28 protein-coding genes and 1 pseudogene are annotated in these 26240 nt (G+C 64.6%); 12 read left to right on the top strand and 17 right to left on the bottom strand.

Features of this window, described 5'->3' with window-relative positions:
- Positions 1-4 precede the first annotated feature (4 nt).
- On the bottom strand, positions 5-523 hold the full coding sequence (locus ACOIX3_RS03315) for a MarR family winged helix-turn-helix transcriptional regulator (protein ID WP_097676731.1): 519 nt from the start codon (positions 521-523) through the stop codon (positions 5-7).
- A 179-nt stretch (positions 524-702) separates the two neighbouring features.
- On the opposite strand from ACOIX3_RS03315, the gene ACOIX3_RS03310 reads away from it, so the two are divergent.
- The 4 genes from ACOIX3_RS03310 (at position 703) to ACOIX3_RS03295 (ending at position 4901) form a co-directional block, all read left to right on the top strand.
- Positions 703-1743, top strand: a complete 1041-nt coding sequence (locus ACOIX3_RS03310; protein WP_420968381.1) for a branched-chain amino acid ABC transporter permease — start codon at positions 703-705, stop codon at positions 1741-1743.
- A gap of 5 nt (positions 1744-1748) precedes the next feature.
- Positions 1749-3518, top strand: a complete 1770-nt coding sequence (locus ACOIX3_RS03305; RefSeq protein ID WP_420968380.1) for an ABC transporter permease subunit — start codon at positions 1749-1751, stop codon at positions 3516-3518.
- Complete coding sequence (locus ACOIX3_RS03300) at positions 3515-4246, top strand: ABC transporter ATP-binding protein (protein ID WP_420968379.1); 732 nt, start codon at positions 3515-3517, stop codon at positions 4244-4246. Before ACOIX3_RS03305 ends, ACOIX3_RS03300 begins: the two co-directional genes overlap by 4 nt.
- Before the next feature lie 259 nt (positions 4247-4505).
- Entirely contained in the window at positions 4506-4901 is a 396-nt protein-coding gene (locus tag ACOIX3_RS03295) for an endonuclease domain-containing protein (protein ID WP_420968378.1), read from the top strand.
- A 128-nt stretch (positions 4902-5029) separates the two neighbouring features.
- Here the strand turns inward: ACOIX3_RS03295 and ACOIX3_RS03290 are convergent, their stop codons facing one another.
- The 8 genes from ACOIX3_RS03290 to ACOIX3_RS03255 all read right to left on the bottom strand — a co-directional run bounded on the left by ACOIX3_RS03290 (position 5030) and on the right by ACOIX3_RS03255 (position 12857).
- The gene (locus tag ACOIX3_RS03290; protein ID WP_420968377.1) at positions 5030-6181 is read right to left on the bottom strand and encodes an ABC transporter substrate-binding protein; all 1152 of its coding nucleotides are present in this window, start codon (positions 6179-6181) and stop codon (positions 5030-5032) included.
- A gap of 88 nt (positions 6182-6269) precedes the next feature.
- Complete coding sequence (locus ACOIX3_RS03285; RefSeq protein ID WP_420968376.1) at positions 6270-6689, bottom strand: acyl-CoA thioesterase; 420 nt, start codon at positions 6687-6689, stop codon at positions 6270-6272.
- Between the two features lie 63 nt (positions 6690-6752).
- The gene (locus ACOIX3_RS03280) at positions 6753-7514 is read right to left on the bottom strand and encodes an SDR family NAD(P)-dependent oxidoreductase (RefSeq protein WP_420968375.1); all 762 of its coding nucleotides are present in this window, start codon (positions 7512-7514) and stop codon (positions 6753-6755) included.
- 20 nt (positions 7515-7534) lie between these two features.
- On the bottom strand, positions 7535-9418 hold the full coding sequence (locus ACOIX3_RS03275; RefSeq protein WP_420968374.1) for a feruloyl-CoA synthase: 1884 nt from the start codon (positions 9416-9418) through the stop codon (positions 7535-7537).
- Positions 9415-10209: a crotonase/enoyl-CoA hydratase family protein gene (locus ACOIX3_RS03270; protein WP_092119504.1), complete on the bottom strand. Its 795-nt coding sequence runs from the start codon at positions 10207-10209 to the stop codon at positions 9415-9417. Before ACOIX3_RS03270 ends, ACOIX3_RS03275 begins: the two co-directional genes overlap by 4 nt.
- A gap of 289 nt (positions 10210-10498) precedes the next feature.
- Entirely contained in the window at positions 10499-10960 is a 462-nt protein-coding gene (locus ACOIX3_RS03265) for a DUF3237 domain-containing protein (RefSeq protein ID WP_420968373.1), read from the bottom strand.
- Positions 10961-11024: 64 nt separating this feature from the next.
- Positions 11025-12329, bottom strand: a complete 1305-nt coding sequence (locus tag ACOIX3_RS03260; RefSeq protein WP_420971961.1) for a TRAP transporter large permease — start codon at positions 12327-12329, stop codon at positions 11025-11027.
- 18 nt (positions 12330-12347) lie between these two features.
- Positions 12348-12857, bottom strand: coding sequence for a TRAP transporter small permease (locus ACOIX3_RS03255; protein WP_092126276.1), 510 nt, complete (start codon positions 12855-12857; stop codon positions 12348-12350).
- Positions 12858-13082: 225 nt separating this feature from the next.
- On the opposite strand from ACOIX3_RS03255, the pseudogene ACOIX3_RS03250 reads away from it, so the two are divergent.
- Positions 13083-13865 (top strand): annotated as a pseudogene (locus tag ACOIX3_RS03250) (IS5-like element ISBj2 family transposase).
- 9 nt (positions 13866-13874) lie between these two features.
- Here ACOIX3_RS03250 and ACOIX3_RS03245 read toward each other — a convergent pair.
- Positions 13875-14900, bottom strand: coding sequence for a TRAP transporter substrate-binding protein (locus ACOIX3_RS03245; protein WP_420968371.1), 1026 nt, complete (start codon positions 14898-14900; stop codon positions 13875-13877).
- Between the two features lie 268 nt (positions 14901-15168).
- On the opposite strand from ACOIX3_RS03245, the gene pobA reads away from it, so the two are divergent.
- The 3 genes from pobA (at position 15169) to ACOIX3_RS03230 (ending at position 17705) form a co-directional block, all read left to right on the top strand.
- Positions 15169-16338: a 4-hydroxybenzoate 3-monooxygenase gene (gene pobA, locus ACOIX3_RS03240; protein WP_420971960.1), complete on the top strand. Its 1170-nt coding sequence runs from the start codon at positions 15169-15171 to the stop codon at positions 16336-16338.
- A gap of 210 nt (positions 16339-16548) precedes the next feature.
- Positions 16549-17127 carry a glutathione S-transferase family protein gene (locus tag ACOIX3_RS03235; RefSeq protein WP_420968370.1) on the top strand — a complete coding sequence of 193 codons (579 nt, stop codon included), beginning with the start codon at positions 16549-16551 and terminating at the stop codon, positions 17125-17127.
- A 122-nt stretch (positions 17128-17249) separates the two neighbouring features.
- Positions 17250-17705 (top strand): PaaI family thioesterase, encoded by a 456-nt coding sequence (locus ACOIX3_RS03230; protein ID WP_420968369.1) that lies wholly within the window; start codon positions 17250-17252, stop codon positions 17703-17705.
- Positions 17706-17715: 10 nt separating this feature from the next.
- Here the strand turns inward: ACOIX3_RS03230 and ACOIX3_RS03225 are convergent, their stop codons facing one another.
- Entirely contained in the window at positions 17716-18609 is an 894-nt protein-coding gene (locus ACOIX3_RS03225) for a LysR family transcriptional regulator (protein WP_420968368.1), read from the bottom strand.
- Positions 18610-18727: 118 nt separating this feature from the next.
- On the opposite strand from ACOIX3_RS03225, the gene ACOIX3_RS03220 reads away from it, so the two are divergent.
- Entirely contained in the window at positions 18728-19363 is a 636-nt protein-coding gene (locus ACOIX3_RS03220) for a pyridoxamine 5'-phosphate oxidase family protein (protein ID WP_420968367.1), read from the top strand.
- Here ACOIX3_RS03220 and ACOIX3_RS03215 read toward each other — a convergent pair.
- A complete protein-coding gene (locus tag ACOIX3_RS03215; RefSeq protein ID WP_342724959.1) occupies positions 19360-20091 on the bottom strand; it encodes a glutathione S-transferase family protein in 732 nt (243 codons plus the stop codon). The genes ACOIX3_RS03220 and ACOIX3_RS03215 overlap by 4 nt on opposite strands.
- 64 nt (positions 20092-20155) lie before the next feature.
- Positions 20156-20389 (bottom strand): hypothetical protein, encoded by a 234-nt coding sequence (locus ACOIX3_RS03210; protein WP_420968366.1) that lies wholly within the window; start codon positions 20387-20389, stop codon positions 20156-20158.
- Between the two features lie 182 nt (positions 20390-20571).
- Here ACOIX3_RS03210 and ACOIX3_RS03205 point away from each other — a divergent pair, with 182 nt between their 5' ends.
- Both ACOIX3_RS03205 and ACOIX3_RS03200 read left to right on the top strand, forming a co-directional pair.
- Positions 20572-21270: a helix-turn-helix transcriptional regulator gene (locus ACOIX3_RS03205; RefSeq protein ID WP_420968365.1), complete on the top strand. Its 699-nt coding sequence runs from the start codon at positions 20572-20574 to the stop codon at positions 21268-21270.
- Complete coding sequence (locus ACOIX3_RS03200) at positions 21270-21605, top strand: YkgJ family cysteine cluster protein (protein ID WP_420968364.1); 336 nt, start codon at positions 21270-21272, stop codon at positions 21603-21605. Before ACOIX3_RS03205 ends, ACOIX3_RS03200 begins: the two co-directional genes overlap by 1 nt.
- A gap of 7 nt (positions 21606-21612) precedes the next feature.
- On the opposite strand, the gene ACOIX3_RS03195 is transcribed toward ACOIX3_RS03200, so the two are convergent.
- Both ACOIX3_RS03195 and ACOIX3_RS03190 read right to left on the bottom strand, forming a co-directional pair.
- Positions 21613-22020 (bottom strand): hypothetical protein, encoded by a 408-nt coding sequence (locus ACOIX3_RS03195; RefSeq protein ID WP_420968363.1) that lies wholly within the window; start codon positions 22018-22020, stop codon positions 21613-21615.
- A 174-nt stretch (positions 22021-22194) separates the two neighbouring features.
- Positions 22195-22548 (bottom strand): DUF3307 domain-containing protein, encoded by a 354-nt coding sequence (locus ACOIX3_RS03190; RefSeq protein WP_083991990.1) that lies wholly within the window; start codon positions 22546-22548, stop codon positions 22195-22197.
- A 407-nt stretch (positions 22549-22955) separates the two neighbouring features.
- Between ACOIX3_RS03190 and ACOIX3_RS03185 the strand changes: the two genes are divergently transcribed.
- Positions 22956-24356, top strand: a complete 1401-nt coding sequence (locus ACOIX3_RS03185) for a TAXI family TRAP transporter solute-binding subunit (protein WP_420968362.1) — start codon at positions 22956-22958, stop codon at positions 24354-24356.
- 244 nt (positions 24357-24600) lie between these two features.
- On the opposite strand, the gene ACOIX3_RS03180 is transcribed toward ACOIX3_RS03185, so the two are convergent.
- Both ACOIX3_RS03180 and ACOIX3_RS03175 read right to left on the bottom strand, forming a co-directional pair.
- Positions 24601-25506, bottom strand: a complete 906-nt coding sequence (locus ACOIX3_RS03180) for a DUF6537 domain-containing protein (RefSeq protein WP_420968361.1) — start codon at positions 25504-25506, stop codon at positions 24601-24603.
- On the bottom strand, positions 25503-26171 hold the full coding sequence (locus tag ACOIX3_RS03175) for a Crp/Fnr family transcriptional regulator (protein ID WP_223966309.1): 669 nt from the start codon (positions 26169-26171) through the stop codon (positions 25503-25505). The genes ACOIX3_RS03180 and ACOIX3_RS03175 overlap by 4 nt, the downstream gene beginning before the upstream one ends.
- Positions 26172-26240 lie beyond the last annotated feature (69 nt).

The raw sequence follows: 26240 nt of genomic DNA, 5'->3' as shown, positions 1-26240 counted from the left end.
AAAGTTAAAACTCCTGCGCGAGCTTGGCCAGCATCTCCAGCAGCGCGGCGTGGTTGGCCGGGCCGAGCACCTCGATCAGCCGCGCCTCATGCTTGTTGGCGACCAGCTTCTTGGCGCGCGCCAGCACGGCACGGCCCTTGTCGGTCAGGACCAGGATGTGGGAACGGCGGTCGTTGGTGGAGCGCATCCGCGCGCAAAGGTCACGGCTCTCCAGCGCGTCGAGCATGGCGACGAAATTCGGCCTGAGGATGCCGAGCGTGTTGGCGATCTCGGTCTGGTTGCGGCCGGGATTCTTGTCGAGCAGCAGCAGCACCGAGAACTGCGCCGGCGTCAGCTGCAACGGCGCGACGCAGCGCAGGAAGTCCTCGAACACCTTGAGCTGCGCACGCTTCAGCGAATAGCCGAGCAGTCCGGACAGCTCGCCCAGTTGCAGCATGCTGTCGTCCCCGGCAGGATCGACCGGTTCCCTGCGCAGGGCACGCGACGATCTGACGGCATCGGAGGCGGTTTTGGAAACAGTCATCGCTCCAGGCTCGCAATCCCGGTACAAAAACCCCGCGGGACGCTCGGGGACCTTGAGATTATATCTAATAATCGTTATGCACCATATCAAATATCGACGGCTATCAACAGCCGATATCGGCCGACCCGACCGGCACAGCCGGCTGCGGCGGTCCGACGCTTGAGGGGGAGCGCTCGGCCTTGAACACAACGATCATGCTGTTCCTGCTGCAGGACGGCATCACCAATGGCGCGATCTACGCACTGCTCGGGCTGGCCCTGGTGCTGGTGTTCGCGGTGACGCGGGTGATCCTGATTCCGCAGGGCGAATTCGTCACCTACGGCGCGTTGAGCTACGCCATGCTGGCGACCGGCCAGGTGCCCGGCACCGTGCGCCTCGCCGTCGCAATGGGCCTTGTCGCGTTCGCGCTCGATCTGTTTTTCGCCCGCAAGGCGCTGCATGCCCGGCTGGTGCTGCGCTCGGTCGCGCTCAATATCGCGTTTCCCGTCGCGCTGCTCGGCCTGGTCTATGCGCTGGTCGGTCCCCATACGCCGATCGCCGTCAACATAGCGCTGGCCCTCTTGATCGTGGCGGCGATCGGGCTGTTCCTCTACCGCATCGCGTTCCAGCCGATCGCGCACACCTCTGTGCTGGTGCTGCTGATCGCCTCGGTCGGCTGCCATCTGGCGCTGCAAGGCCTCGGCCTGGTGTTCTTCGGCGCCGAGGGCCTGCGCGCCCCGGCGCTGTCGAATGCCGCGGTGACCGCGGGTCCGCTGCGCTTCACCGGCCAGAGCCTTGCTGTGTATGCCCTGACGGTCGGCTTCATCGTCGGGCTGTGGCTGTTCTTCGGCTACACCAAGACCGGCAAGGCGCTGCGCGCCACCGCGGTCAATCGCCTCGGCGCCCGCCTGGTCGGCATCCGCACCACGCTGTCGGGTCAGATCGCATTCCTGCTCGCCTCCGTGATCGGCGCGATTTCAGGCATCCTGATCGTGCCGATCACGACGCTCTATTACGACACCGGCTTCCTGATCGGCCTGAAGGGTTTTATCGCCGCCATCATCGGCGGCCTGGTCAGCTATCCGCTGACCGCGGTCGCGGCCATTGTGGTCGGCATCGTCGAGGCCTTTTCGTCGTTCTACGCCAGTAACTTCAAGGAAGTCATCGTGTTCACGCTGATCCTTCCCGTCCTGGTGCTGCGCTCGCTCGCAGCGCCCCAGGTCGAGGAAGAGAAGGATTGAGCGCGATGACGCAGCGGCTTCCTCTCATCATCTTCGCGCTCGTGATGGCGGTGATCCCGCTTGTCCCGGGCATCCCGCCGTTCTGGATCGTGCTGCTCGACAATATCGGCCTCGCCGCACTGGTCGCGATGGGGCTGGTGCTGCTCACCGGCGTCGGCGGCCTCACCTCGTTCGGACAGGCCGCGTTCTGCGGCTTCGGCGCCTACACGACGGCGGTGCTGACCACCGCCTATGGCGTCTCGCCGTGGCTGACGCTGCCGGCTTCGCTTTTGGTTAGCGGCATTGCGGCGGTGCTGCTCGGCCTCGTCACGGTGCGGCTGTCGGGCCACTATCTGCCGCTCGGCACCATCGCCTGGGGCATCGGGCTGTTCTATTTGTTCAGCAAGCTCGAATTCCTCGGCCGCAACGACGGCATTTCGGGCATCCCGCCGCTCTCGATCGGCTCGTTCAAGATGCTGAGCCCGGATACGATCTACTACGCGATCTGGGTCGCGGTGCTGCTCTCCGCGCTACTCACCATGAACCTCTTGGACTCCCGCACCGGGCGCGCCATCCGCGCGTTGCGGCGCGGCCATATCGCGGCCGAGGCATTCGGCGTGCAGACACCGCGCGCCAAGCTGCTGGTGTTCATCTATGCCGCGGTGCTGGCCGGCCTCTCCGGCTGGCTCTACGCGCATTTCCAGCGCGCCGCCAACCCGACCCCGTTCGGCGCGCAGGCCGGCATCGAATATCTGTTCATCGCCGTCGTCGGCGGCGCCGGTTACGTCTGGGGCGGCGTGCTGGGCGCCGGCATCGTCGTGATCCTGAAAGAGGTGCTGCAGAGCTACCTGCCCTACATCTTCGGCGGCCAGAGCCAGCTCGAGACCATCGTGTTCGGCATCATGCTGGTGCTGCTGTTGCAGCTCGCACCGCAGGGCGTCTGGCCCTGGCTGATGTCGAACCTGCCGTTCAAGCCGGCCCGCAAGACGCCGGACACATCGGTGAAGCTGGAGCACCGCGAGCGGGCGGCGGGAACCTCCCCGGTCCTTCTGCACATCGACAAGGCGCGCAAGCAGTTCGGCGGCGTGCTTGCGGTGAACGGCGTCTCGTTCGACGTCAACGCCCGCGAGATCGTCGCGCTGATCGGCCCGAACGGCGCCGGCAAGAGCACGACCTTCAACCTGATCACCGGCGTCCTGGGCGCAACCAGCGGCAAGATATCCGTGCTCGGCAACGAGGTCGAGAACGCTCCGCCGCAGGAGGTGGTCAAGCTCGGCGTTGCCCGCACGTTCCAGCACGTCAAGCTGGTGCCGGACATGACCGTGCTGGAGAACGTTGCGATCGGCGCGCATCTGCGCGGCAATTCCGGTGCGATCTCCAGCATGCTGCGACTCGACCGCGCCGATGAGGCGAAACTGCTGGCGGAAGCCGCACGGCAGATCGCGCGCGTCGGCCTGTCCGACCAGATCGACCAGCTCGCGGGCTCGCTGTCGCTCGGGCAGCAGCGCATCGTCGAGATCGCGCGTGCGCTGTGCGTCGACCCGATGCTGCTGCTGCTCGACGAGCCGGCCGCCGGCCTGCGCCACATGGAGAAGCAGCGGCTGGCCGCGCTGCTCCGGCAATTGCGCGACGGCGGCATGTCGGTGCTGCTGGTCGAGCACGACATGGGGTTCGTGATGGATCTCGCCGACCGTATCGTGGTGCTCGATTTCGGCACCAAGATCGCCGAGGGCACGCCGGCTGCGATCAAGCGCAACCCCGACGTCATCAAGGCCTATCTCGGAGCCGCCGCATGAGTGCGCTGCTGACGGTTGCCGACGTCCATATCGCCTACGGTAAGGTCGAGGCCGTGCGCGGCGTCTCGCTCGACGTCGCCGACAACGAGATCGTCACCATCATCGGCGCCAACGGCGCCGGCAAGACCACGCTACTCAACGCCATCATGGGCGTACTGCCGCTGCGCGGCCGCACCACCTTCGCCGGCGTCGACATGGCGCCGCTCGACATCGAGGACCGCGTCGCCACGGGCCTCAGCCTGGTGCCCGAGCATCGCGAATTGTTCGGCACCATGAATGTCGAGGACAATCTCGAGCTCGGCGCCTTCCGGATCCAGAAGGCGACCGCGGCACGCTCGCTGGAGCGGGTCTACACGCTGTTTCCGCGGCTCAAGGAGCGCCGCAAGCAGCTCGCCGGCACGCTCTCCGGCGGCGAGCAGCAGATGCTGGCGATGGGCCGCGCGCTGATGGGCGCGCCGAAATTGCTGATGCTGGACGAGCCGAGCCTCGGCCTCGCCCCGATCATCGTCGCCGACATCTTCCGCATCGTCGGCGAGCTCCGCGCAGCCGGCGTCTCGGTGCTGCTGGTCGAGCAGAACGCCCAGGCCGCACTGCAGATCGCCGACCGCGCCTATGTGATGGAGCTCGGCGAGTTCGTGCTGTCAGGCCCGGCCAGTGAGATCGCCGCCAACAAGGGCGTCGCCGCGAGCTATCTCGGCTTTCAGCACGAAGGCGAGAGCGCGATCTAGATTTGCGCTTGTTGTACGTCGGTTGCCAGTGGTGATTGAGGTACTACCGACGCGGATAGACCGGCACCCCACCCCGCTTCGCATCGCCATTTGCGATGCAAAGCGACCCTCCCCCTCCAGGGGAGGGTAAGAGCCGTCCATCGCCTTGCATTGGCGCGAAGATTGCGCTCCACTTCACCCTCCCCTGGAGGGGGAGGGTCGATTGCGCGCGCGATGCGCAGCATCGCGGGTGCAATCGGGGTGGGGTGAAGCCACACAAATGGTCTCAACGTCAATCCGCAGAACCGCCGCGAAGAAGCTGCGCGCCAACACAACGCCGCATGAACGAATACTGTGGCGCGCGCTGAGAGAGCTGCCAACGGACGGAACGCATTTTCGAAGACAGGCACCGATTGGCCCTTACGTCGTCGACTTCTTCTGCCCGGCCAAGCGGCTGATCATCGAACTCGACGGCGGGCATCACAACGACGATGAAACGGCAATGCGCGATCGCGAGCGGCAACAATGGCTCGAAAAAGAGGGCCTCCGCGTCATCCGGTTCTGGAATTCGGAGATCACGGCTGACCTCAATGCTGTGCTGGAGCGGATTTATGTCGAGCTCTACGGCGCTCGCGAAGCGGAAGCTGTGGCGCTGAAACACCACCGACGACGATAGAGTTTCACCCCACCCCGCTTCACATCGCTCACGCGATGCGAAGCGACCCTCCCCCTCCAGGGGAGGGTAAAGCAAAGGCCGGCCCCTTATCGGGACCGGCTTCTTTCGTTTCGCGGATCGTACCCAGCTCACATCGCCGGGATGTATTTGCCGTCCTTGACCGTGAGCAGGATGCGCGAGCGGTCGTCGAGGCCGTAGCGGTCCTTTTCGGTCCAGTTGTAGACACCCTGGGAGGCGACGATCTCCTTCTCGGAGATGAAGGCCTGACGGATCGCCTCGCGGAATTCCGGTGTGCCGGGCTTGGCGGTCTTCAGCGCCGTCGGGATGATGCGCTTCAGCACCTCGAAGGCGTCGAAGGAATGGCCGGCGAACTGGCTGCGGCTGTTGGCGCCGTACTTGGCTTCATAGGCCGCGTTCAGCGTCAGGCCCGGCTTCTTGGTCAGCGCGCTGTCGGCTTGGGTTTCCGGCGACATGATCGGGCCGGCCGACATGATGACGCCTTCCGCCGACGCGCCCGCGATGCGGATGAAGTCCATCGTGGCGGCACCGTGGGTCTGGTAGATCAGGCCCTTGTAGCCGCGCTCGCGCAGCGCGGACTGCGGCAGCGCCGCGGCGGTGCCGGAGGCGCCGACCAGGATGGCGTCGGGATTGGCGGCGACCAGCTTCAGCACCTGGCCCGCGACCGACGTATCCGGACGCGCGAAGCGTTCCTCGTCGGTCATGGTCAGACCCATCGGCACGGCCTGGGCCTTGAAGTCGTTGACCCAGAGATCGCCGTAGGAATCCGAATAGCCGATATAGCCGACGGTCTTGATGTTGTGCGCCTTCATGTGCTCGTAGAGCACCTTGCCCATGATCGGAATCGACTGCGGCAGGTCGACCGACCATTTTGCGCGGGCGTCATTGATCGGGAACGGCGCGAGGCCGAGATGCGGGATGCCGGCCTCGTTGGCGACCGTCGACACCGCGATCGTCGTCGGCGTGATGCAGGAGCCCATGATGATGTCGGCCTTGGACTCGGTGACGAAGCGCCGCGTATTGGTGGTCGCAGCCGTCGGATCGCCGGCGTCGTCGAGCACGATCAGCTTCAGCGGCACGCCGCCGATCTCCTTCGGCACGAAATCGAGCGCGTTGCGCTCGGGAATGCCGAGCGCCGCGGCGGGGCCCGTGGTCGAAATCGAGATGCCGATGGTGATCTCATTGGTCTGCGCCAGCGCGGGTGTGCCCGGCAGCGCGACAACAGCTGCAAGCACTGCTGCGGCGAGAGTGGCCTTCCTCATTCATTCCTCCCTGCGGATATGTTTTTTGGGTTTAAACCAGTTTTGCGGGCTAATTCAGCCCCTTCTTTAGGTCATGAGAGGCTGCAAGTCAGCCCTTCATGAAACGGTCGATGACCTCCGGCGGAAATGGCGCCGATTTCAGCCTGGCGGGATCGTCCGGGTGGCAGCCGACCAGCACCCTTGTCTCGAACGCCTCGATGGCCAACGCCTCGCCCTTGAACACGCGGTGCACCACCTCGAAGCTCGAGCGCTTGATGCTCTCGATCCGGCTCTCGATGGTAATCCAGTCGCCATGGGTTGACGGGATATGGAATTTCGCCCGCGTGTCGACCATGGGAATGCCGACCAGGCCGTATTTGTGGACGAGGTCCTGCTTCGAGCAGCCGGCGGCTTCGAACATGATCGAGGTCGAGTCGTCGAACATCGCGAAGTAGCGCGGGTAGTAGACGATATTGGCGGGGTCGCAATCGCCCCACTGGATCTGCACGTCGCGCCGGTTGACGAACATGGTCTATCCTCGATTGAGCGTGAGCGATCCGGAAGGCCGTTTTGCGCCCTTCCGGATCATGCTTCAGCGTGGCGCCATCCGGAGCGCGGCATCGAGCCGCACCACTTCGCCGTTCAGATAGGGATTGTCGATCATGTGCAGCGCCAGCGAGGCGAACTCGTCGGCCTGCCCGAGCCGGCGCGGGAACGGGATCGCGGCGGCGAGCGAATCCTGCGCTTCCTGCGGCAGGCCGGCCAGCAAGGGCGTCATGAACAGGCCGGGCGCGATGGTCAGCACACGGATGCCGAATTGCGCGAGCTCGCGCGCGATCGGCAAGGTCATCGCGACGATGCCGCCCTTCGAGGCCGAATAGGCCGCCTGCCCGATCTGGCCGTCATAGGCCGCGACCGATGCCGTCGAGATCACGACGCCGCGCTCGCCGGTCGCGAGCGGTTCGAGCTTCGCCATATCTGCTGTCGCAAGCCGCAGCATGTTGAAGGAGCCGATCAGATTGACCTTGATCACCTTGTCGAAGTCGGCGAGCGCCATCGGCCCTTCGCGGCCGATCACGCGTTTGGCCACCCCGATGCCGGCGCAGTTGACCAGCACGCGCGCCGGGCCATGCGCCTTGGCGGCGGCAGCGACCGCGGCTTCGGCCGCCGCTGCATCGGCCACGTCGCAGACCACCGGAATGCCGCCGATCTCGGCTGCGACCCTCTCGGCCAGCTTGGCGTTGAGGTCGCAGACCGCGACCTTGGCGCCCTGCGCAGCCAGCCGGCGCGCGGTCGCCGCGCCCAATCCCGATGCGCCGCCGGTGACGATGGCGGCCTGGTCCTTCAACTGCATGGCATTCTCTCCTTGAATGGTCAGACGAGTTTGATCACCGATGCCGGCGGCACCGGCGCATAGAGTGCTTCGATGATGTCAGTGCGATGCTCCAGCACCGCGCGCTGGTTGATCGAGCCCTTGTCGGTGACCTCGCCGCGGTCGATCGACAGCGGCGTGTCGAGCAGGATCGCCCGCCCGATCCGGTTCGATGAACCGGTGGCGCTCGCAAGGACCCGCGCGAAACGTTCGCGAAAGGCCGCGCGCACCAGCGGGTCGCCGGCCGCAGCCGCGATGTCGCCAGAGGCAAGCGCCGGATTGATCAGGCGACAGCCGTCGAGATCGAGGATCACGATCGCCGCCAGCTCGTCGCGGTTGAGCCCCGCGATCACGACATCGCGCACCAGTGGCGCGCAGGTGCCGACGAAGCGCGCCCTTAAGGGTCCGACGCTGACCCAGGTGCCGCTCGCGAGCTTGAAATCCTCGGCGATGCGGCCATCGAAATCGAAACCGGCATCGAGATCACCGGCGTTGGCGGGCTTCAGCGCATCGCCGAATTTATAGAAACCTTCCTCGTCGAACGCGTTGGCGGTTAGTTCGGGCTGCCGCCAGTAGCCCGGCGTCACGTTCGGACCTTTGGCGCGCACCTCGAGCTTGCCGTTGTTGGGCACGAGCTTCGCATCGTTGCCCGACACCGGAAGCCCGACATGGCCGGAGCGGCTGGTATCGGGCCGCACCGACATGAAGAACGGCGAGGTCTCGGTGGCGCCGAGCCCGGTCAGCATCGGCACGCGATAGCCCGTCTCCTGCACCGCGAGCGCATCGAGGCTGTTCCAGATGAACGGCGACAACGCCGCACCCGAGAAGAACATCGCATGCAGCCGGTGGAAGAATTTTGCCCGCAGGCCAGCGTCGTCGCGCAGATAGGGCAGCAGCGATTCATAGCCCTTGGGCACGTTGAAATAGACCGTCGGCGAGATCTCGCGCAGGTTACGCACGGTCTCCTCGATGCCGCCGGGCATCGGCTTGCCCTCATCGAGATACATCGAGCCGCCGTTGAACAGCGTCAACCCGACATTGTGATTGCCGCCAAAGGTGTGATTCCACGGCAGCCAGTCGACGATGACAGGCGGCTCATCCTTCAGGAACGCCAGCGTCTCGCGCAGCATCACCTGGTTGGCGCAGATCATGCGCTGGGTGTTGATGACGGCCTTGGGATTGCCGGTCGAGCCCGACGTCAGCAGGAACTTTGCGATTGTATCCGGACCGATCGCAGCATGGACCGCGTCGAGGCGCGGATCCTCCGGCGTTGCGATCAGATCGGCGAGCGGCGTCACCTCGCGGCCGGGCGCGGTCCCGCGGCTTGCCGCGATCTCGACACCGGGCCCGACATTGGCGCGCAGGGCGTCGGCGAATTTGTCGGCATCGTCGACGAAGACGAGGCCCGGCGTGAGCAGCTTGATGACGAAGCTGAGCTTGCCGTAGTCGCGCGACACCAGCGAGTAGGCCGGCGACACCGGGCAGAACGGAATGCCGGCATAGAGCGCACCGAGTGCGATCAGCGCGTGATCGATCGAATTGCCTGACAGGATCACGATCGGTCGCTCGGCAGACAGCCCGCGGGCGATCAGGGCGGAAGCGATGCGCCGCGTGACCTCGAGCAATTGCGTGTAGGTGATCTGCCGCCAGCCGCCGCCGGCTGCGCGCTCGGCCATGAACACGCGGTTCGGCTCGGCTTTCGCCCAGTGATGCAGGCGATCGGTGAGGCGAACGGGGTAATCTGCGAGATTGAGCTTGGGACGTAGATAGATCGTGCCGTCGGCGCGGCGCTCGACGGTGACATCAGGATTGCCGAACGAGATCGGGCGCAGCGGATGCGCGCTCGCGGTGGACGCAGACGCAGATACATCAGCCTTGGCGCTCATGTCGGCTTCACCTTGGCGGTCTTGCGATCCAGGAAGGCGCGGATGCGTTTCTTGGCTTCCTTGTCGCTCTGCGCCACCGTCGCCATCAGCGATTCCATCAAGAGGCCGGTCTGCGGATTGGCCTCGGCGATCATCGGCAGCGCCTGCAGCACGGCGAAGTTGGTCAGCGGCGCATTGGCGGCGACGCGCTCGGCAAGCTCCAGCGCCTTGGGCAACGCGCCGTCGGCTTCGGTGAGATATTGCGAGAAGCCGTAGGCGGCGCCCTCGGTCGCCGAATAGACCCGGCCGGTCAGCATCATGTCCGCCATTCGCGGCACGCCGATCAGGCGCGGCAGCCGCACCGATCCGCCACCGCCGACGAAGATGCCGCGCTGGCCCTCGGGCAGCGCGAAATAGGCCGACGGCTCGGCGACCCGGATATGCGCGGCGCAGGCAAGCTCCAGCCCGCCGCCGATCACCGCGCCCTTCAGCGCGGCGATCACGGGCACGCGGCAATACTGGATGCGGTCGAACACGCGGTGCCACATCTGGGAATGCACCAGCCCCTCGGTGGCGTCGCGCTCGGTCAGCTCGGAGAGATCGAGGCCGGACGAGAAATGATCGCCGACGCCATGGATGACGACGGCGCCGACCGCGTCGGGAATCGCGGAAAAACAGTCCCGCAGCGCCAGGATGATGCCGTCATTGAGCGCATTGCGCTTGGCGGGCCGGTTGAGCCCGACCGTCAGCACCGCGCCTCGCGTCTCGATCCTGAGCAGCGAGGCATCACCCGCGTCGGCAGCGTTTCCCATGGCGTTATTGTTTCCTATTCAGAATAGTTATGTTTTATAACTATCATCGCAGGAGTCAAGACGGGACATGGCAAGGGTAGAGTTGGTACGCGCAACTCCCTCCACCCGTCGTCCCTGCGAAAGCAGGGACCCATAACCACAAATGGTTATCGCCGCGCGACGGCGGAACGACGAGTCTCGTTCACAACACAGGCCGCGGAGTATGGGTCCCTGCTTTCGCAGGGACGACACTGAATGTGTGGCTCGGCCTGTGGGTCGTACTTCCGCGTTCTCGCCCCGCGGCTCGCGCTCACAACACCTGATGCACGTCGATCACGACGCGGTCGGCGTGGCGGGCGGCGGAGCCGACGAAGATGTGCTCCATCAGCCAGCGGTACTTTTCGGCGCCGGTTTCGAATCTCGGCACGGTGCGGAAATAGATCAGCTTGGGGTCGACCGGTTCGCCGCGCTTGAGCTTCTCGAGCAGATCGACCGGCCCGAAGCGGATGCCCTTGTTCTCGACATAGACGACGGCGCCGTCGTCGGTCTCGAAGGCGTATTTTGCCTCCAGCTCGATCAGCTCGCTGGGCCGGATGATCTGGAAGTCGGCGCCGAACGGCAGCACCTTGCCGTTGACGGTCTCGCCCCTCACCTCGCCGCCGATGATCGGAATGATGCGGCGGACGCCGGTGCCGATGTCGCCGGCGGAGGTCACCTCCGCGATCCGGGCGGTGATGGTGAAGACGTATCTGGTCTGAAGCTCTGGGGTCATAAAGAACCTATATTTTAGGCATGATCCTTTCGGAAAACCGGGTCCCACTTTTCCGGGATCATGCCTAACCTATCATGCGCTGCGGCAGCCAGGTCGCGAGCAGCGGGAACAGGATCAGGATCACCAGCCGGATCAGATCGGTGATCACGAACGGCAGCACGCCGACGAAGATCGTCGACATGTTGACATCCTTGATCACGCTCTTGATCACGAACACGTTCATGCCGACCGGCGGATGGATCAGCCCGAGCTCCACCGTCATGACAATGATGATGCCGAACCAGATCGGATCGAAACCGAGCGCGGTCACCACCGGAAACACGATCGGCACGGTGAGGATCACCATCGCCATCGCGTCCATCAGGCAGCCCAGCACCAGATACATCAGGAGGATCAGCGCCAGCACGCCGTAAGGACCGATGCCGAGCCCGGTGAGGAATTCGGTGACGTTCTGCGGCGTCTGGGTGATGGTGAGGAAATAGCCGAAGCAGAGCGCGCCGATCAACACGGTGAACACGGCCGCCGCGGTGCGGGTTGCCTGCAGCAGCGATTGCAGGATGCCGTCCTTGGTCAACTTGCCGCGGAGGATGCCGATGATGAAGGCACCGACTGCGCCGACGGCGCCCGCTTCGGTCGGAACGAAGAAGCCGCCATAGAGGCCGCCGATCACGAACAGGAACAGCAGCAGCGGCGACCAGACGTCGCGCATCGCCATGGCGCGCTCATGCCACGACGCCTTCTTGCCTGCCGGCAGGAAGCCCGGCCGCGTCACACCGATGATGCCGATCGTGATCATGTGCATCGCGATCGCGAGCAGGCCCGGCACCACGCCCGCGATGAACAGCTTGCCGATGTCCTGCTGGGTGATGATGCCGTACACCGCGAGCACCGTGGATGGCGGCAGCATCGCCCCGAGCGTGCCGCCGACTGCGATCACGCCGGTGGAGAACGATTGCGGATAGCCGAAGCGGCGCATCTCGGGATAGGCCACCGCCGAGAAGGTCGCGGCGGTCGCAACCGACGAGCCGGAGATCGCGGCGAAGCCGCCGCAGGCTGCGATCGTCGCGATGCCGAGCCCGCCCTTCCAATGGCCGACAAAGGTGTTGGCGGCGCGGAACAACTCACGGCTGATGCCCGAGACGGACACGAAGGCGCCCATCAAGAGGAACATCGGGATCACGCCGAAGGAATAATCCGTCACCGTGCGCATCGTGGTCTGGCCGACCAGCTTCAACGCCGGCGCAAAGCCGGTGAGATAGCCAAAGCCGGTGATGCCGACGAGGCCCATCGCCATGCCGACGGGGACACGCAACAGCATCAGCGCGAACAGGCAGACGAAGCCGATGACGGCGACGGCCTCGGGACTCAAATCGAGACTCATGACCGTCTACTCCGCAGTCTTGATCTTGGCATCATGTATATCTTCCGGATGGAAGATCAGGCGGTAGGTCCGGATCGCGATCAGCAGCACCGCGGAGACGTCGCCGAGCCACGACACCAGGAAGAACGGCCAGACCGGAACGCCGAGATCCATGGTGACGATATGGCTGTTCCTGGTGTCGATCACCTTGTCGACCAGCGTGTAGGTCTGCACCGTGACCACGAACAGCAGCACCAGCGTCGCGAAGATGTCGATCCAGCGCTGATAGCGCGGCGAGGCGTTGGCCCAGACCAGATCCACGGTGATGTGGGTGCCGCGATAGCTCGTCGCCGCGATGCCCCAGAAGATCAGGATGCCGAGCAGAAACTGGCCGAAATTGTAGTAGTCGGGGATCGTCACCGAGAAGAACTTGCGCATGAACACCGCGGTGAAGGTGTTGAGCGCGACGACGCCGACGAAGAAGGCCGCCACCCATTCGATCGAATCGATGAAGCGGTCCATGAAATTCTTGCGCACCGGCTCGGGTGGACCGGTGATCGCGCCTTGCGGAGAGATTTCGGAGTTAGCCGTCATGATTCGCTTCTCTCAACGCGTCATTCCGGGGCGCGCGTAGCGCGAGCCCGGAATCCATACTCACGATCGTGGTTATGGATTCCGGGCCTGCGCCAAGCGGCGCATCCCGGAATGACGCAGTTGCCTAGGGTCTGTACCTAAATAGCGACACGTGATTCTCTTGCCTACGTGTTGATTCGGGGGCGAGAGAATGCGCGATGGTTTGTTTTGGCTGAACGACAGGCAATGGGCGCGTATCGAACCGCATCTGCCGAGGGGACTGACGGGGCCGGATCGGGACGACGACCGACGCATCGTCAGCGGCATCATTCACATGTTGCAATCGGGTGCACGATGGCGTGATTGTCCACGTGAATACGGCCCTTACACGACGATCTACAATCGCTTCAATCGCTGGGCCAAGCGAGGACGATGGTGCGCAATCTTCGAAGCGCTGGCCAAACCTGGCGAAGACGGCGTCGTACTGTCGCTCGACTCGACCTCGATTAAAGCTCACCGGTGTGCCTCCGGCGGAAAAGGGGGGAGCACAATCAAGCAATCGGCCGCTCGCGCGGAGGCCGCACGACAAAAATCCATGCGCTGAGCGATCCGCTCTGCCGGCCGGTCGTCCTGCATCTGACTCCAGGCCAGTATGCCGATATCGCTGCGGCTCCCGATGTCCTGGCGCTCGCGCCACCCATGAGCGTGCTCCTCGCCGACAAAGGGTATGATGGCGACAAGCTTCGCGGCGAAATCATTCGTCGCGGCGCCAAGCCCGTAATCCCCAATAAATCTAACCGTGTCGTCATCCATCGCTTCAACAAACGCGCCTACAAAGGACGAAATGTCATCGAACGCTGCTTTTGCAGGCTCAAGGACTTCCGGCGCATCGCCACGCGATATGACAAGCTCGGCCGTAATTTTTTGGCCGCTGTTCATCTCGCCGCTCTCGTCGCATATTGGCTCAATTGAGTCTCAACCCTAGATCCCCGCTTCGTACTTCTTCAGCGTGGCCTGCAGATCGGCCTCGATCTTCTCCGCATCGCCGCCGGCCTTCTTCACGGCCTCGGCCCAGCTGTCGCGCAGCGGCTTGACCGCCTTCTTCCACTCGGCGAGCTGATCCGGGCTCAGCGGATAGACCTCGTGACCTTGCAGCGCCTTCATCTTGGTGCGGCCATTGGCTTCGAAATCGGTCCAGGGATCGGTGACCTTGGAGGCCCATTCCGGCGTGCAATGATCGTCGATCACCTTCTTCTGGGCGTCCGACATCGCATTATATTTGGCGAGGTTGATGTTGTAGGTGAACACCGTCGTGTAGAGCGGCACGTCCATGTGGTACTTCACCACCTTGTCGATGCCGAACAGGAAGATCGATCCCCAGGGGAAGGTGATCTCGTCGGCCACGCCGCGCTCGATCGCATCGCGCGATTCCGGCGCGGAGGCCTGCACATTGGTGCCGCCGAACATCTTCACCATCTCGCCGATGGTGCTCTGCGCCGGCCGCACCTTCACGCCGGAGAGATCGCTCGGCAGCACGATCTTCTTCTTGCCGTGCAGCGCACCCGGATCGTGGATGAAGGCGAAGCAGAGCTTGGTGTCCTTCATCTCGGTCGGCGCGTATTTGTGGTACCACTCGTTCAGCGCCAGCGTGCCCTTCTTGCCGTCCGAGAACACGAACGGGAGCTGGCCCGCGGCCGCGATCGGGAACCGGCCGGGCTGATAGCCGGGATTGACATAGGTGACGTCGGCGATGCCGTCGCGCGCCATGTCGTAATGGTCGAATGCCTTACCGAGCTGCTCGGACGGAAACACGGTGACCTTGATGGTGCCGCCCGATGCCTTCTCGATGTCGGCGGCCCAGGCCTGCGTCGCCGGCACCAGCGGATGCGCGGGCGGCACCCAGAGCGACACCTTGAGATTGACGGTCTTGTCCTGCGCCTGCGAAGGACCTGCGGCCGGCACGATGGCGGCGGCTGCCATCAGCAGCGCCAACAAACTCTTCCTCATCACCTCTCCTCCTCTCCAGGACGGGCTTCGTGCCCGGTCTCATTACTTAACATGTTATCTAATTCGCGCGGATATTCAAGACGAAATCCGCGGGGACGACGCCTCGTCGCACCCGGCCCTTCGGGCATCTTGCGCTGCGGCGAACGCAGGTCCCACGCAAATCCACCTTGCCAAAACTGTTATATGATATAGTTGCCTTGGCAAGTTGATGGCGACCGCCCCGGCGCGGGCGCCTGCTGAAAGCCTATCCGATCGGGAGGAGCAGGTGTTGCGGACAAAAGTAGCAATCATAGGCGCAGGTCCGGCCGGACTGTTGCTTGGGCAACTACTTCATACTTTCGGCGTAGACAACGTCATTCTCGAGCGGCAGACCCCGGATTACGTGCTGGGGCGGATCCGCGCCGGCCTGCTCGAGGAAGGCACCGTGTCGCTGCTCGACAGCGTCGGCGCCGGCGCCCGGCTGCACCAGGAAGGCCTGGTTCATCACGGCGTCGAGCTGGCATTCGGGGGGGCGCGGCACCGCATCGACATGCATGCGGCGACCGGCAAGACCGTGACCATCTACGGCCAGACCGAGGTCACGCTCGATCTGATGAACGCCCGCAAGGCGGCCGGCCTGACCACGGTCTACTCTGCCGCCGACGTCAAACCGCACGATTTCGACACCGATCATCCGCGCGTCAGCTACGTCAAGGACGGCGTCACCCACGAGATCGCCTGCGATTTCATCGCCGGCTGCGACGGCTTCCACGGGATCAGCCGCGCCAGCGCTCCGGCGTCGGCGATCACCAGCTATGAACGGGTGTATCCGTTCGGCTGGCTCGGCATCCTCTCGGAGACGCCGCCGGTCTCGCCGGAGCTGATCTACAACAACCACGCGCGCGGCTTTGCGCTCTGCACGATGCGCTCGACCCATCGCAGCCGCTATTACGTGCAGTGCCCGCTCGACGATCACATCGATCAATGGTCGGACGAGCGGTTCTGGGATGAATTGAAGCGGCGCCTCGACCAGAAGGCCGCCGACGAGATCATCACCGGCCCCTCGATCGAAAAGAGCATCGCGCCGCTGCGCAGCTTCGTCGCCGAACCGATGCGGTTCGGCCGCATGTTCCTGGCCGGCGACGCCTCGCACATCGTGCCGCCGACCGGCGCCAAGGGGCTGAACCTTGCCGCCAGCGACGTGCATTATCTGTCACAGGCGCTGCGCGAATATTACGACGAGAAATCCTCTGCCGGCCTCGACGGCTATTCGGCCAGGGCGCTGGCGCGGGTCTGGAAAGCGGTGCGCTTCTCCTGGTGGATGACCTCGATGCTGCACAAATTCCCCGACGAGGGCGACTTCGCCGCACGCATCCAGATCGCCGAGCTCGACTACCTCGTCAGCTCGAAAGCGGCGTCGACCTCGCTGTCGGAGAATTATGTGGGGCTGCCGTTCTAGATAGCCTGCACGATAGCTGGCCCGTCATCCTGAGGTGCGAGCGGAGCGAACCTCGAAGGGTGCACGGCCACTAGCCGGGCCGTCGACCCTTCGAGACGGCCGCTCTGCGGCCTCCTCAGGGTGACGGTGATGGGCCGAGTCCAACATCGCGCTTGCATCAGGCGCGCGTGACGTTCAGCTTCTGCACCATACGACGCAGGAGCAGCCGCCATGCTCACCCTCTATTTCGCACCGGGCGCCAGCTCGATGGCAGTGCACATCGCCCTGCACGAGATCGGCACCGGCTTCGATGCCCATCCGATGTCGTTCAAGCGCAACGACATGCGGGCCCCCGACTATCTCGCGCTCAATCCGGAAGGCAAGGTCCCGACGCTCCTGATCGACGGCCGTCCGCTGACCGAGGTCGCGGCGACCCTGTTCTATCTCGCGAGGCGATTCCCCGAAGCTGAGCTGCTGCCGCGCGACGATATCGAGGCCGAGGCGCAGGCGCTGTCATGGATGTCCTTCATCGCTTCGACGTTGCATCCGGCAAGGGCGCGCGGGCTCGACCACGCGAAGGCGGTCTGGGGCATCGCCGATCGCCGGCTCGGTCACGGCTGGGCGATCGGCAGCTACTCGATCGCCGACATCCATCTGTTCCGGCTGTACTGGCGCCTCGCCAATTCGCTGAAGCTGCCGCCGGAGACGTTTCCCAACCTCACGGCGCATTACAACAGGATGATGGCGCGGCCGGCGGTGCAGAAAACGATCGAGATCGAGAGCGAGGTCGGCTACGAATTGCCGGCGTGACCAGTCGCCGCGTTCGCGCTTTCAAACACCCACGCAAATCCCGTTTAAAACTTTGTAGGCGGTGAAACCGCGGTCGACATCGCGTTCAATGGCGGCAACGCAACGCTATACGCGAGCCAGAGATGACCACCGATACGCAAATCGCCCCGGACATTCCCCAAGACGTCCCCGAGGGCTTCGAGCCGCTGTTCCGCAAGAGCCCGCTGACCGAGCCCTGGGAGCCGCTGTACCAGAAGAAGACCGAGCGGGCCGTCATCATCGGCCTGCGGCTGGCGCGGCCGCACACCAACGGCCGCGGCCTGATCCATGGCGGGCTGATCGCAGCACTCTCCGACAACGCAATGGGCTATAGCTGCGGCCAGGCGACCGGCTGGACCACCTCGTATGTGACGATCTCGCTCACGGTCGATTTCGTCGGCTCGGCCAATGTCGGGCAGTGGCTCGCGATCGAGAGCGACGTGATCAAGACCGGCAGCACGATCTGCTTTGCGCAGAGCCTGATCAAGGCCGACGGCGTGACGATCGCGCGCGCCAGCGGCACGTTCCGCGTGGTGCCGAAGAAGGCGCCGGTTAGCTAAGCGCTTGGCGCTAGCCGAAGTGCCAGTCGGTGATCTCGGTGACGAGATCAATGAAGGTCCGCACCTTGGCCGACAACAGCCGGGATGTCGGGTAGACGACATGGATCGGCACCGGCGGCTGCTCGAACTCGGCGAGCACGATTCGGAGTCGCCGCGCTTTGAGCGATTCGGCGGCCTGGTAGGCCATCACCCGGGTAAGTCCGCCGTCCTGCTCGGCGTACTGGATGGCAGCATCCGAGCTGTTGCTGGTGAAGCGCGGCGTCGGCATGATGCGGATCTCCTGGCCGTCCTCCATGAAGCGCCAGTCCGGCGTCGCGGTCATCGCGCCGAACTGGATCGTGTCATGGGCGGTGAGGTCGGCCGGCCGCTTCGGCTCGCCGCGAAGCTTGAGATAGCCGGCCGAAGCCACCACGATGCGGCGCATCTGGCCGACATGGCGCGCCACCAGCGTGGAATCCGGCAGATGCCCGAGCCTGACCGCGAGGTCGACGCCGTCCTCGACGAGATTGATCCGGCGGTCGGACAGCCGCAGGTCAACGCCGACATCCGGATAGCGTTTGAGGTAGGCGGTCACGACCGGGCTGACATGGAGCCGCCCGAAGCCGAACGGCGCCGAGATTACCAAGCGGCCTTCGGGGCGGGTGCGCTCGCCCTCGACCGCGTCCTCGGCCTCCTCGACATCGGCCAGGATCCGCCGCGCCCGCTCCAGGTAGCGCGAGCCGGCGTCGGTCAGCGTCACCTGCCGCGTGGTCCGCTGTAAGAGCCGCGCACCGAGCCGCTCCTCCAGCGCCGCGATCAGCCGCGTGATGGCGGAGGGCGACAGGCCGAGCTTGCGGGCTGCGGGGGCAAACCCCTCGAGGTCCGCCACCGCGACGAAAGCCTGCATGGCGTCGATCCGGTCCATGGTACTATTGCATAATCGGCAACAGTGAAGTGTCAATGCACCAGATTGCCTACGATCCGGAAATACCCATGTTAGGGGCCGAGGACGGCCGCTTTGTCGCCCGTGGCGGGAGGCTCAGATGTCAGAGGTTCGCAGCTATTCGAGCGATGTCGGGTTCACCCCGGCGGTGAAGGAAATCCAGACCCGCAAGGGTTCGCGCGCGACCTATGCCGAGGTCGAGGCCCATGGCGGCTGGCAGACCGAGGTCGACGACAACCTCGCGGCCTTCCTCGCCAACACCAACAGCTTTTATCTCGCCACCGCCTCGGCCGGCGGTCAGCCCTACATCCAGCATCGCGGCGGACCGAAGGGCTTCATCAAGGTGCTCGACAAGCACACCATCGCGTTCGCCGATTACAGCGGCAACCGGCAGTTCATCACCCAGGGCAATCTCTCGGAGAACCCGAAGGCGTACATCTTCGTGATGAATTACGCGTACCGGCAGCGCGTGAAGATCTGGGGCGAGGCGCGGGTGGTGGAAGACGATCCGGCGCTGACGCGTTCGCTGATGCCACAGGGCTATCGTGCGCGGCCGGAGCAGGTGATCCTGTTCAAGGTCGCGGCGTGGGACAGCAACTGCCCGCAACACATCCCGCAGAAGTTCGATGCGGCCGATGTGGCCAGCGCGCTTGCCTCGCGCGACCAGCGCATCGCCGAGCTCGAGGCGGAGCTCGCCGCATTGAAGGGCGAGCCCGCTGCTGCCCCGGCCGGTTAGGCCGCCTGCTGCTGCAGCGGCGCCCACGCGAACTCCGGATAATATTGCTGCATCATCCGGCCGACATAGGCGGTGAGATTGTCGAATTTCTCGGTGCGCTCGCGCAGCGGCGAATCGAAGAACGGCGTCAGGATTCCGGCCAGCGCGCCGAACGCGGTGGCGTCGGTGCCGCACGGCGCGTTGCCCATCAGGTAGGGCTTGTCGCCGAGCTGCACCGACAGCGCAAACAGCGAGCGGAGCGCGAGATCGACATCCTCGTCGGGGCCGTGGCGGCCAAGCCCGCTCAACAGGTAATTCTCGGCGACGCGGAACTGGGCGTCCTCGCGCAGCTTGTCGCGCAGATGATCGGGCGCGCCGTCGAAGAAATGCGCGGGTCCCTTGGCGAAATTGGTGTCGTCAACCCAGCGCGCGCCGACCAGCGCCCAGTAGACGTGATGCTCGATCATGCGCTCGAAGGCCCAGGCCTGCGCGCGCGCCTGCAGGCTCAGCGGCGCGTCGAAATCGAAGCCGTATTTGCCCTCGATATGGGCGCGGATGAAGGTCGAATCGGCGATCGTCTCGCCGTCATCGGCGATGAAGGGCAATTGCCCCTTGGGAGAGGCCGGCGGCACCGCCTTCTCCTTGCGATAGTCGAGCCCGGCCATCTTGAGCTGGACCTCGGTCTTGGTCACGAAGGGGCTGATTTCCGGCAAGCCGAAGCCCGTGCCAAAGCCAAAAAGCGTAATCATATGAAGCTCCCGATCGCCTGTGGTCGTGAATTGAAGCTAGCTGCCCCCTGCTGCCAGCATGGTGTCAGCAGCAGTGGCATTCACTGTCGAGCGGGCCGACGGGCGCGAGGCGGCGAACCGCCTCGCGAACGCGCTTGACCAGCCGTGCCCGCCCGTAGGACCAGGCTGCGCTGATGGACTGTGCGACCAGCGCAACCAGGGCCCAGCGCAGGTCGCCGGAGGTGGAGTAGACCGTGACCAATTGTTCCAGCGCGAAGCTCTGCGCCTGCCGGAAACCGAGTTCATCAAGATTCGCCATGGACAAATTCCCTTCACTTGAGGTGTTGTCCTGCTATAGCCCCCACCTGCTGCCAACATGCTGTCAGCAGCAGTGACAGGGGGCGCGAAAAGTCGACGCGCCGAGACGCTGCGAGACCCGTCAAGACACTCGTCAAGACAGCTGCCAAAACGACTGCCAACAGAGCGACCAAGAGAATTGCCATGAGACGCGCCGACCGGCTGTTTCAGATCATCCAGGTGCTCCGCCGCACCCGTAAGCCTTTGACCGCGGATGCGATCGCAGCCGAACTCGAGACATCGAAGCGGACCATCTATCGCGACATCGCCAGCCTGATCGAGCAGCGGGTGCCGATCCGCGGCGAGGCCGGCATGGGCTACATCCTGGAGAAGGGCTTTGACCTGCCGCCCTTGATGCTGACACCCGACGAAATCGAGGCCTGCGTGCTCGGCGCGCAATGGGTGGTCGGTCATGCCGATCCGGCATTGGCGCGCGCGGCCGAGGACCTGATGGCCAAGATCGCCGAGACCGTGCCCGACCGGCTGCGGCCGTTCGTGCTGGAGCCGGCGAGCCGCGCCCGCTCCGCCTGGAACCGGGAGCCGGACCGCATCGACATGGTCAGGACCCGCAGCCAGATCCACGAAGGCAAGAAGATCACGCTCAACTATCGCGACGAGCATGGCCGCGATAGCGAGCGCACGGTCTGGCCGATCGCGGTCGGCTATCACGAGGCGGTGCGGCTGCTCGCCGCCTGGTGCGAGCTACGCAAGGATTTCCGCAGCTTCCGCACCGACCGCGTGGTCACCGCGATCTATCATGACGAGAAATATCCGGAGCGACGCGATCTGCTCAGGGCGCGCTGGCGGCGCAGCCTGGTGTGGGAAGCGCCGAGGGACACCTGATGACCGGCAACGCGATCGAAGCGACGGACGCGAGCCCCTGCCAGTCCTGCGGTGCCTGCTGCAGCTATTCGGAGAACTGGCCGCGCTTCACCGTGGAAGATGACGCGCAGCTCGATCTGATCCCAGCGCAATTCGTCAACGCGCGGCAATCAGGGATGCGCTGCGAGGGTGACCGCTGCTCGGCGCTGTCAGGCCGGGTGGGCGAAGCAACGCGCTGCGAGATCTATGCGGTGCGGCCGGAGGTGTGCCGAACCTGTCTGCCGGGCGACGCAGAATGCGCGATGGCGCGGCGCCGGCATGGGCTGCCGCTCATCCCGAGCACGCAGCCGGATTGAGCACGGCTTAAGCCGTCACAGTCACCGTCTCGCTGACGTCCTCGTCGTCGAGTTCGTCATCGACAACAGGCGCGAAGCTCGACAGCGGCTTGGTCGACAGCGTGATCGGCTTGCGGCTGCCATGCGATACGGTCGCAGCACGGGCCGGCTCTCGCGACAATGCGTATAGCGTCGACCCGACGCGGCCGCCGGAATTGACCAGCTCCCATTCGCTGCAGCTCGACGCAATCGCGAGTGCGAGTGCATGCAGATGGCTGCGGCGATAGCAGAACAGCGCGAGCATCGCCCTGACGTCGGGCGCGACATTGGCAACCAGCAGCGTAAGCCCGTTCGGATTGGCGCGGTACATCTGGCCGAGCAGGTCGTCCGCAACTGGGCAGGCATCGTTCTCGAACGCGTCGCGGCTTGAAAACATTTGCAAATCCCCCTCGAACGGGAAGATGCCGCGCAATCCTCTAACGAAAGGTTAACCACGGCCTCCGGTCGCCTCCGGGGGCCCTTGCCCGTTGCACGCGAATCACATCCGCCCGCAGCAAGCCGCAGGGTCGTGGTCAGGGACAGGATGTGGAAAGAGGCGTCCGCTCGCCGCTCAGTTCGCGGCCATGTAGATCGACAGCGCAAATCCGGTGAGGTGGTGCAACGCCTGGTCGACCCCGATCAGGGTCCAGAACCAGGGATGGCCGGACTCCAGCGTCACGCCGAAATGCGAGGCGCAGATGCCCTTGCAGCGATCGACGATGATGTGGATCACGAAGTCGACGAAGGCGACATACCAGAAGCGCGGCGCCACCACCAGGATCAGCGCCAGCGCGACCGCGAGATGGACCAGGCAATGCGCGAGCAGCGGCATGGCCCAGCCGGTCTTCTGATCCTTGCCGATCGCCATCCAGGCGTTCTGCAGCATGAAGTCAGCGATGATGTGCTTTGCGGTGAGAAGCAACATCCATCCCACCAGGGCACCAACCGACACCGACGATGACATGGAAGGAAACAACAAGCTGACGCCCTTTTACTTCGATGAATGTGATTGCAAGAAATCCGGGTCAGGCCGTCAGCACAATTCCGCAAAGCGGAGCTTGTGTCATTTATGACATCTCCGGCGGCGGAATGCACCTGCGGTCCCCCGAAAATCACATCTGGGTTCGGACGTCGATAGTGGCGATGGTCATGTGGCATCGCGGCGCAGACGAACCGGGATTAAGGTTACGGCGGCTGGCCGGTTTGCATTCCCGCCGGGGAGGTATATCGTCGGCGGCACAGGAAATTTTCTTTCTTTTATAGTCATTTACGGATTCACCGGGCAGCGCCGCGCCGTTGCGGCAACGGGCCGTCCCGCACGGGTGATCAGCCATGAGTGCCGAAGCCCCCGCGCCTTCGCCAGTGCTGCCGCGGCCACGCCCTCCGGTCGCCAAGAGCAACCGCGCACAGATCATCATCTTCACCATGCTGACGCTGTTCTTGAGCGCGATCACCGTGATCGGCGGCCGGGTCTGGCTGCGCAATTCTGAAACGCTGGTGTTTGCGGTCGGCGATGCGAACGGCCCGGAGGCCAAGTTCGCCACCCGCCTCGCCACCGTGCTGAAGAACAATTCGTCGCGGCTGCGGCTGAAGATCGCGCCGAACCCCGACAACGCCAAGGCGCTGGTGCAGTTCGATCGCCGCGCCGCAACGCTTGCGATCCTGCGCACCGATGCAAAGGTGCCGCCGCGCGCCCGCGCCATCGCGATCCTCGAGCATGACGTTGTGCTGGTGCTGAGCCCCGGCGGCAGGAAGATCAAGTCGTTGACCGAACTGAAGAGGAGGAAAATCGCAGTCGTCGGCGACGGCGAGAACAGCGTCAATTTCGTCCGCAGCGCGCTGGAGATTTCCGACAGCCCGGATGCGGCGCAGCGGGTGCAGCAGGCGCCGCCGAACACGCCGTTCGACAAACTGTTCGCTTCGGGCTTCGCCGCCGTGGTCGTGATCGAGCATGCCTCGAAGATCATCAAGGACAAGACCTACGAGCAATATGCCAAGCGCGCCGGCGGCTTCACCTTGAACGCGATCGACGAGGCCAAGGCGCTGGCGCGCAAATATCCGGCGATCTCGGAGGAGACGGTCTCGACCGGCATGCTGTCGTCCTCACCGGCGATCCCCGACGACGATGTCGACACCATTGGGCTGGAATGGCTGCTGGTCGCGCAATCCTCGATGTCCACGACCACGGCGGCCGAACTCGCGCGCATCGTCTATGAGAACAAGTCCGAGCTCGCGCTCGACGACGGTTTCGCCTCCAAGATCGAGCCGGCGGCGACCGACAAGGACGCCTTCATCGTCGCGCATCAGGGCGCGGCCGAGTACATCAATGACGATACCAAATCGTTCATGGATCGCTACAGCGACGTGATGTATCTCGGCGCCGCCGCGCTCAGCATCATCGGCTCGATCTTCGCTGCGATCTACACCAAGATCACCCGCGTCGCGCCGGAGAAGGCCAGCGAACTGGCCGGCCGGATCCTCGACATCGGCGAGCGCGTCGAGCACACCACCTGCGCCGAGCATCTCGACGAATTGCAGGACGAGCTCGAGGCGATCCTGCGCGGCGCGGTGATCGGCTTGCGCGACGGCACCGTTTCCGGCGACGGCCTCGACACCTTCAAGCTCGGCTACGAGCTGGTCCGCGACGAGATCGCGCTGCGCCGCGACCATCTCAAGCGCCACCCGCCGGCAGCCGATGACAATCTCGTGGTGGTGAAGACCGCGAACGGGTGAGGCGGTAGCGCCACATCCACCACTGTCGTCCTGGCTAGGACGAGCCGTCGCATATCAAGCGGTGAGACGGCCCGGACAGCGTGTAACAGAGCTCTAGCTCCGTCATCCTGAGGAGCGCGCAGCGCGTCTCGAAGGATGCACGGCCACAGTCGGGCCGTCGACCCTTCGAGACGGCCGCTACGCGGCTTCCTCAGGGTGACGGTCCACGTTCTCCACGTCATTGCAAGCGAGAATGTCTGTACTCTTACGGCGCCGCCGCCGGCACCCGCGCGCGGATCTCCGCGACCTTGCGCTTCAGCGCGGCCTGCCGCGGATCGGGCATGATGGCGGCGCGGGCCTCGGTGATGGCGGCGGCAAGATCGGGAAGCGCGAGCACGCCGTCGAAAGTCGGCTTGACCAGCCCGTCGATGATCACGTGCCAGTCCGCGATGCCCTGGCGATAGGGATCGCCGTAGCCCTGGATCATCGTCGCGGTCTCTGCGACCGCCTGGGCCGCGGCCGGCTGCTTGGTGAGGCTGCGGTCGATCATATGCAGCCAGCGCTCGACCCAGATCCGCTCCTTGGCGTAGCGCCCCGAGAACAGCCGCCAGCGCTTCAGGCCTGCCTCGATCCTGAGCCGGCGAACGCTGAAGCGCGTGTTGGCGCTGAAGCGGATCGAGACCCGGCGGCGCCGCCAGCCGATCCGGTCGAGCACGGCAAGCACCGGATCGGCGACCATCTCCGGCAGGGCGTCGATCAACTCGTCGAGGCGGAGCTTCTTGACGTCGTCGGCCGAGCGCGCCGCAAGGCCGCCCGCCGCGTTGACTTCGCCGAGCTTGAGCTGCGCGATGCGGATCGCGTCCTCATAGGCCATGCGCTCGGCCATCAGCCGCGCGATCTCGGCAAGCAGGGCGTCGTCGACGCCGCGGCGGCCGACGAAGCGCTTGAGCCGGTCGATATAGAGCTGGGCGTAGCTCGTGCTCTGATAGGCGATCAACAGATCGATGGCCTCGGTGACCGCGGGCCCGAGGTGGTCCGGGCAGGCGTCCGGCAGCACCGGCGGCCCCTCGTCCTCATCGCCGATGATATCGGCAAACAGGTAACGAAGCGAAGCCAGCAGACTGTCGTCATCCGGCACTGCGGCGCCTCCAGGACTCGTCGCGGGGCTCATGCAGGTTTTGGCTCCGCGACCTGTGGGGTGGCGTGCTGCGCGAGCCGCTGCTCGAGCGTCGAGATATTCTCGAACAGTCGGGCGCTGAACAGACGCAGGAGGTAGAAGCCGAACGCCGGGTTCTGAACGTAAAGCTGCTCGACCTGGTCATAGGTCACCGACAGCACCATGCCGGTTTCGACGCACTCCAGCGTCTGGGTGCGCGTGTTCGACGGCGACAGCATGCCGAACTCGCCGACGAGCGCGCCGACCGGCAGCTCGATGCCGGATTCGACCAGGCGGAAGCGGCCGCTGACAATGTAGAACATGCTGTCGGCCTTCTCGTCCTTGTAGAACAGGACTTCGCCGGCGGTGCATTTGCGTTCCGTCGTGAACGGCCTCAGCCAGTCCATCGACAGATCGCTGTTGACCGATTTCTTCACGCTGCGGACCAGTTGCAGCATCTGGTGCAGCCGATAGGTGTTCACCGGCAGCAGCACGGCATGCAGGATCAGCGTCGCGTAATTATGGGTCGGGACCGCGGTCGCGATCAGGATGATGTTGGTCAGGATGGCAAAGACGCGCAACGGGATCATGGTCCGCATCGACAGCGTGGCGACCACGAAGATCGATGCGAAGAAACTGCCGGCGGCGCCGGCGTGCTCCGCGAGATGTGAGGTATCCATCGGAAACCAACCAATTTCTCAAGAAGTGAACAAGATCGCCTTATTAGTCGCTTCATTCCGGCCGAGGTC

This window comes from Bradyrhizobium sp. B120, assembly GCF_049075665.1.
Lineage (GTDB): Bacteria > Pseudomonadota > Alphaproteobacteria > Rhizobiales > Xanthobacteraceae > Bradyrhizobium.
This window is presented reverse-complemented; position numbering and strand designations above follow the sequence as displayed.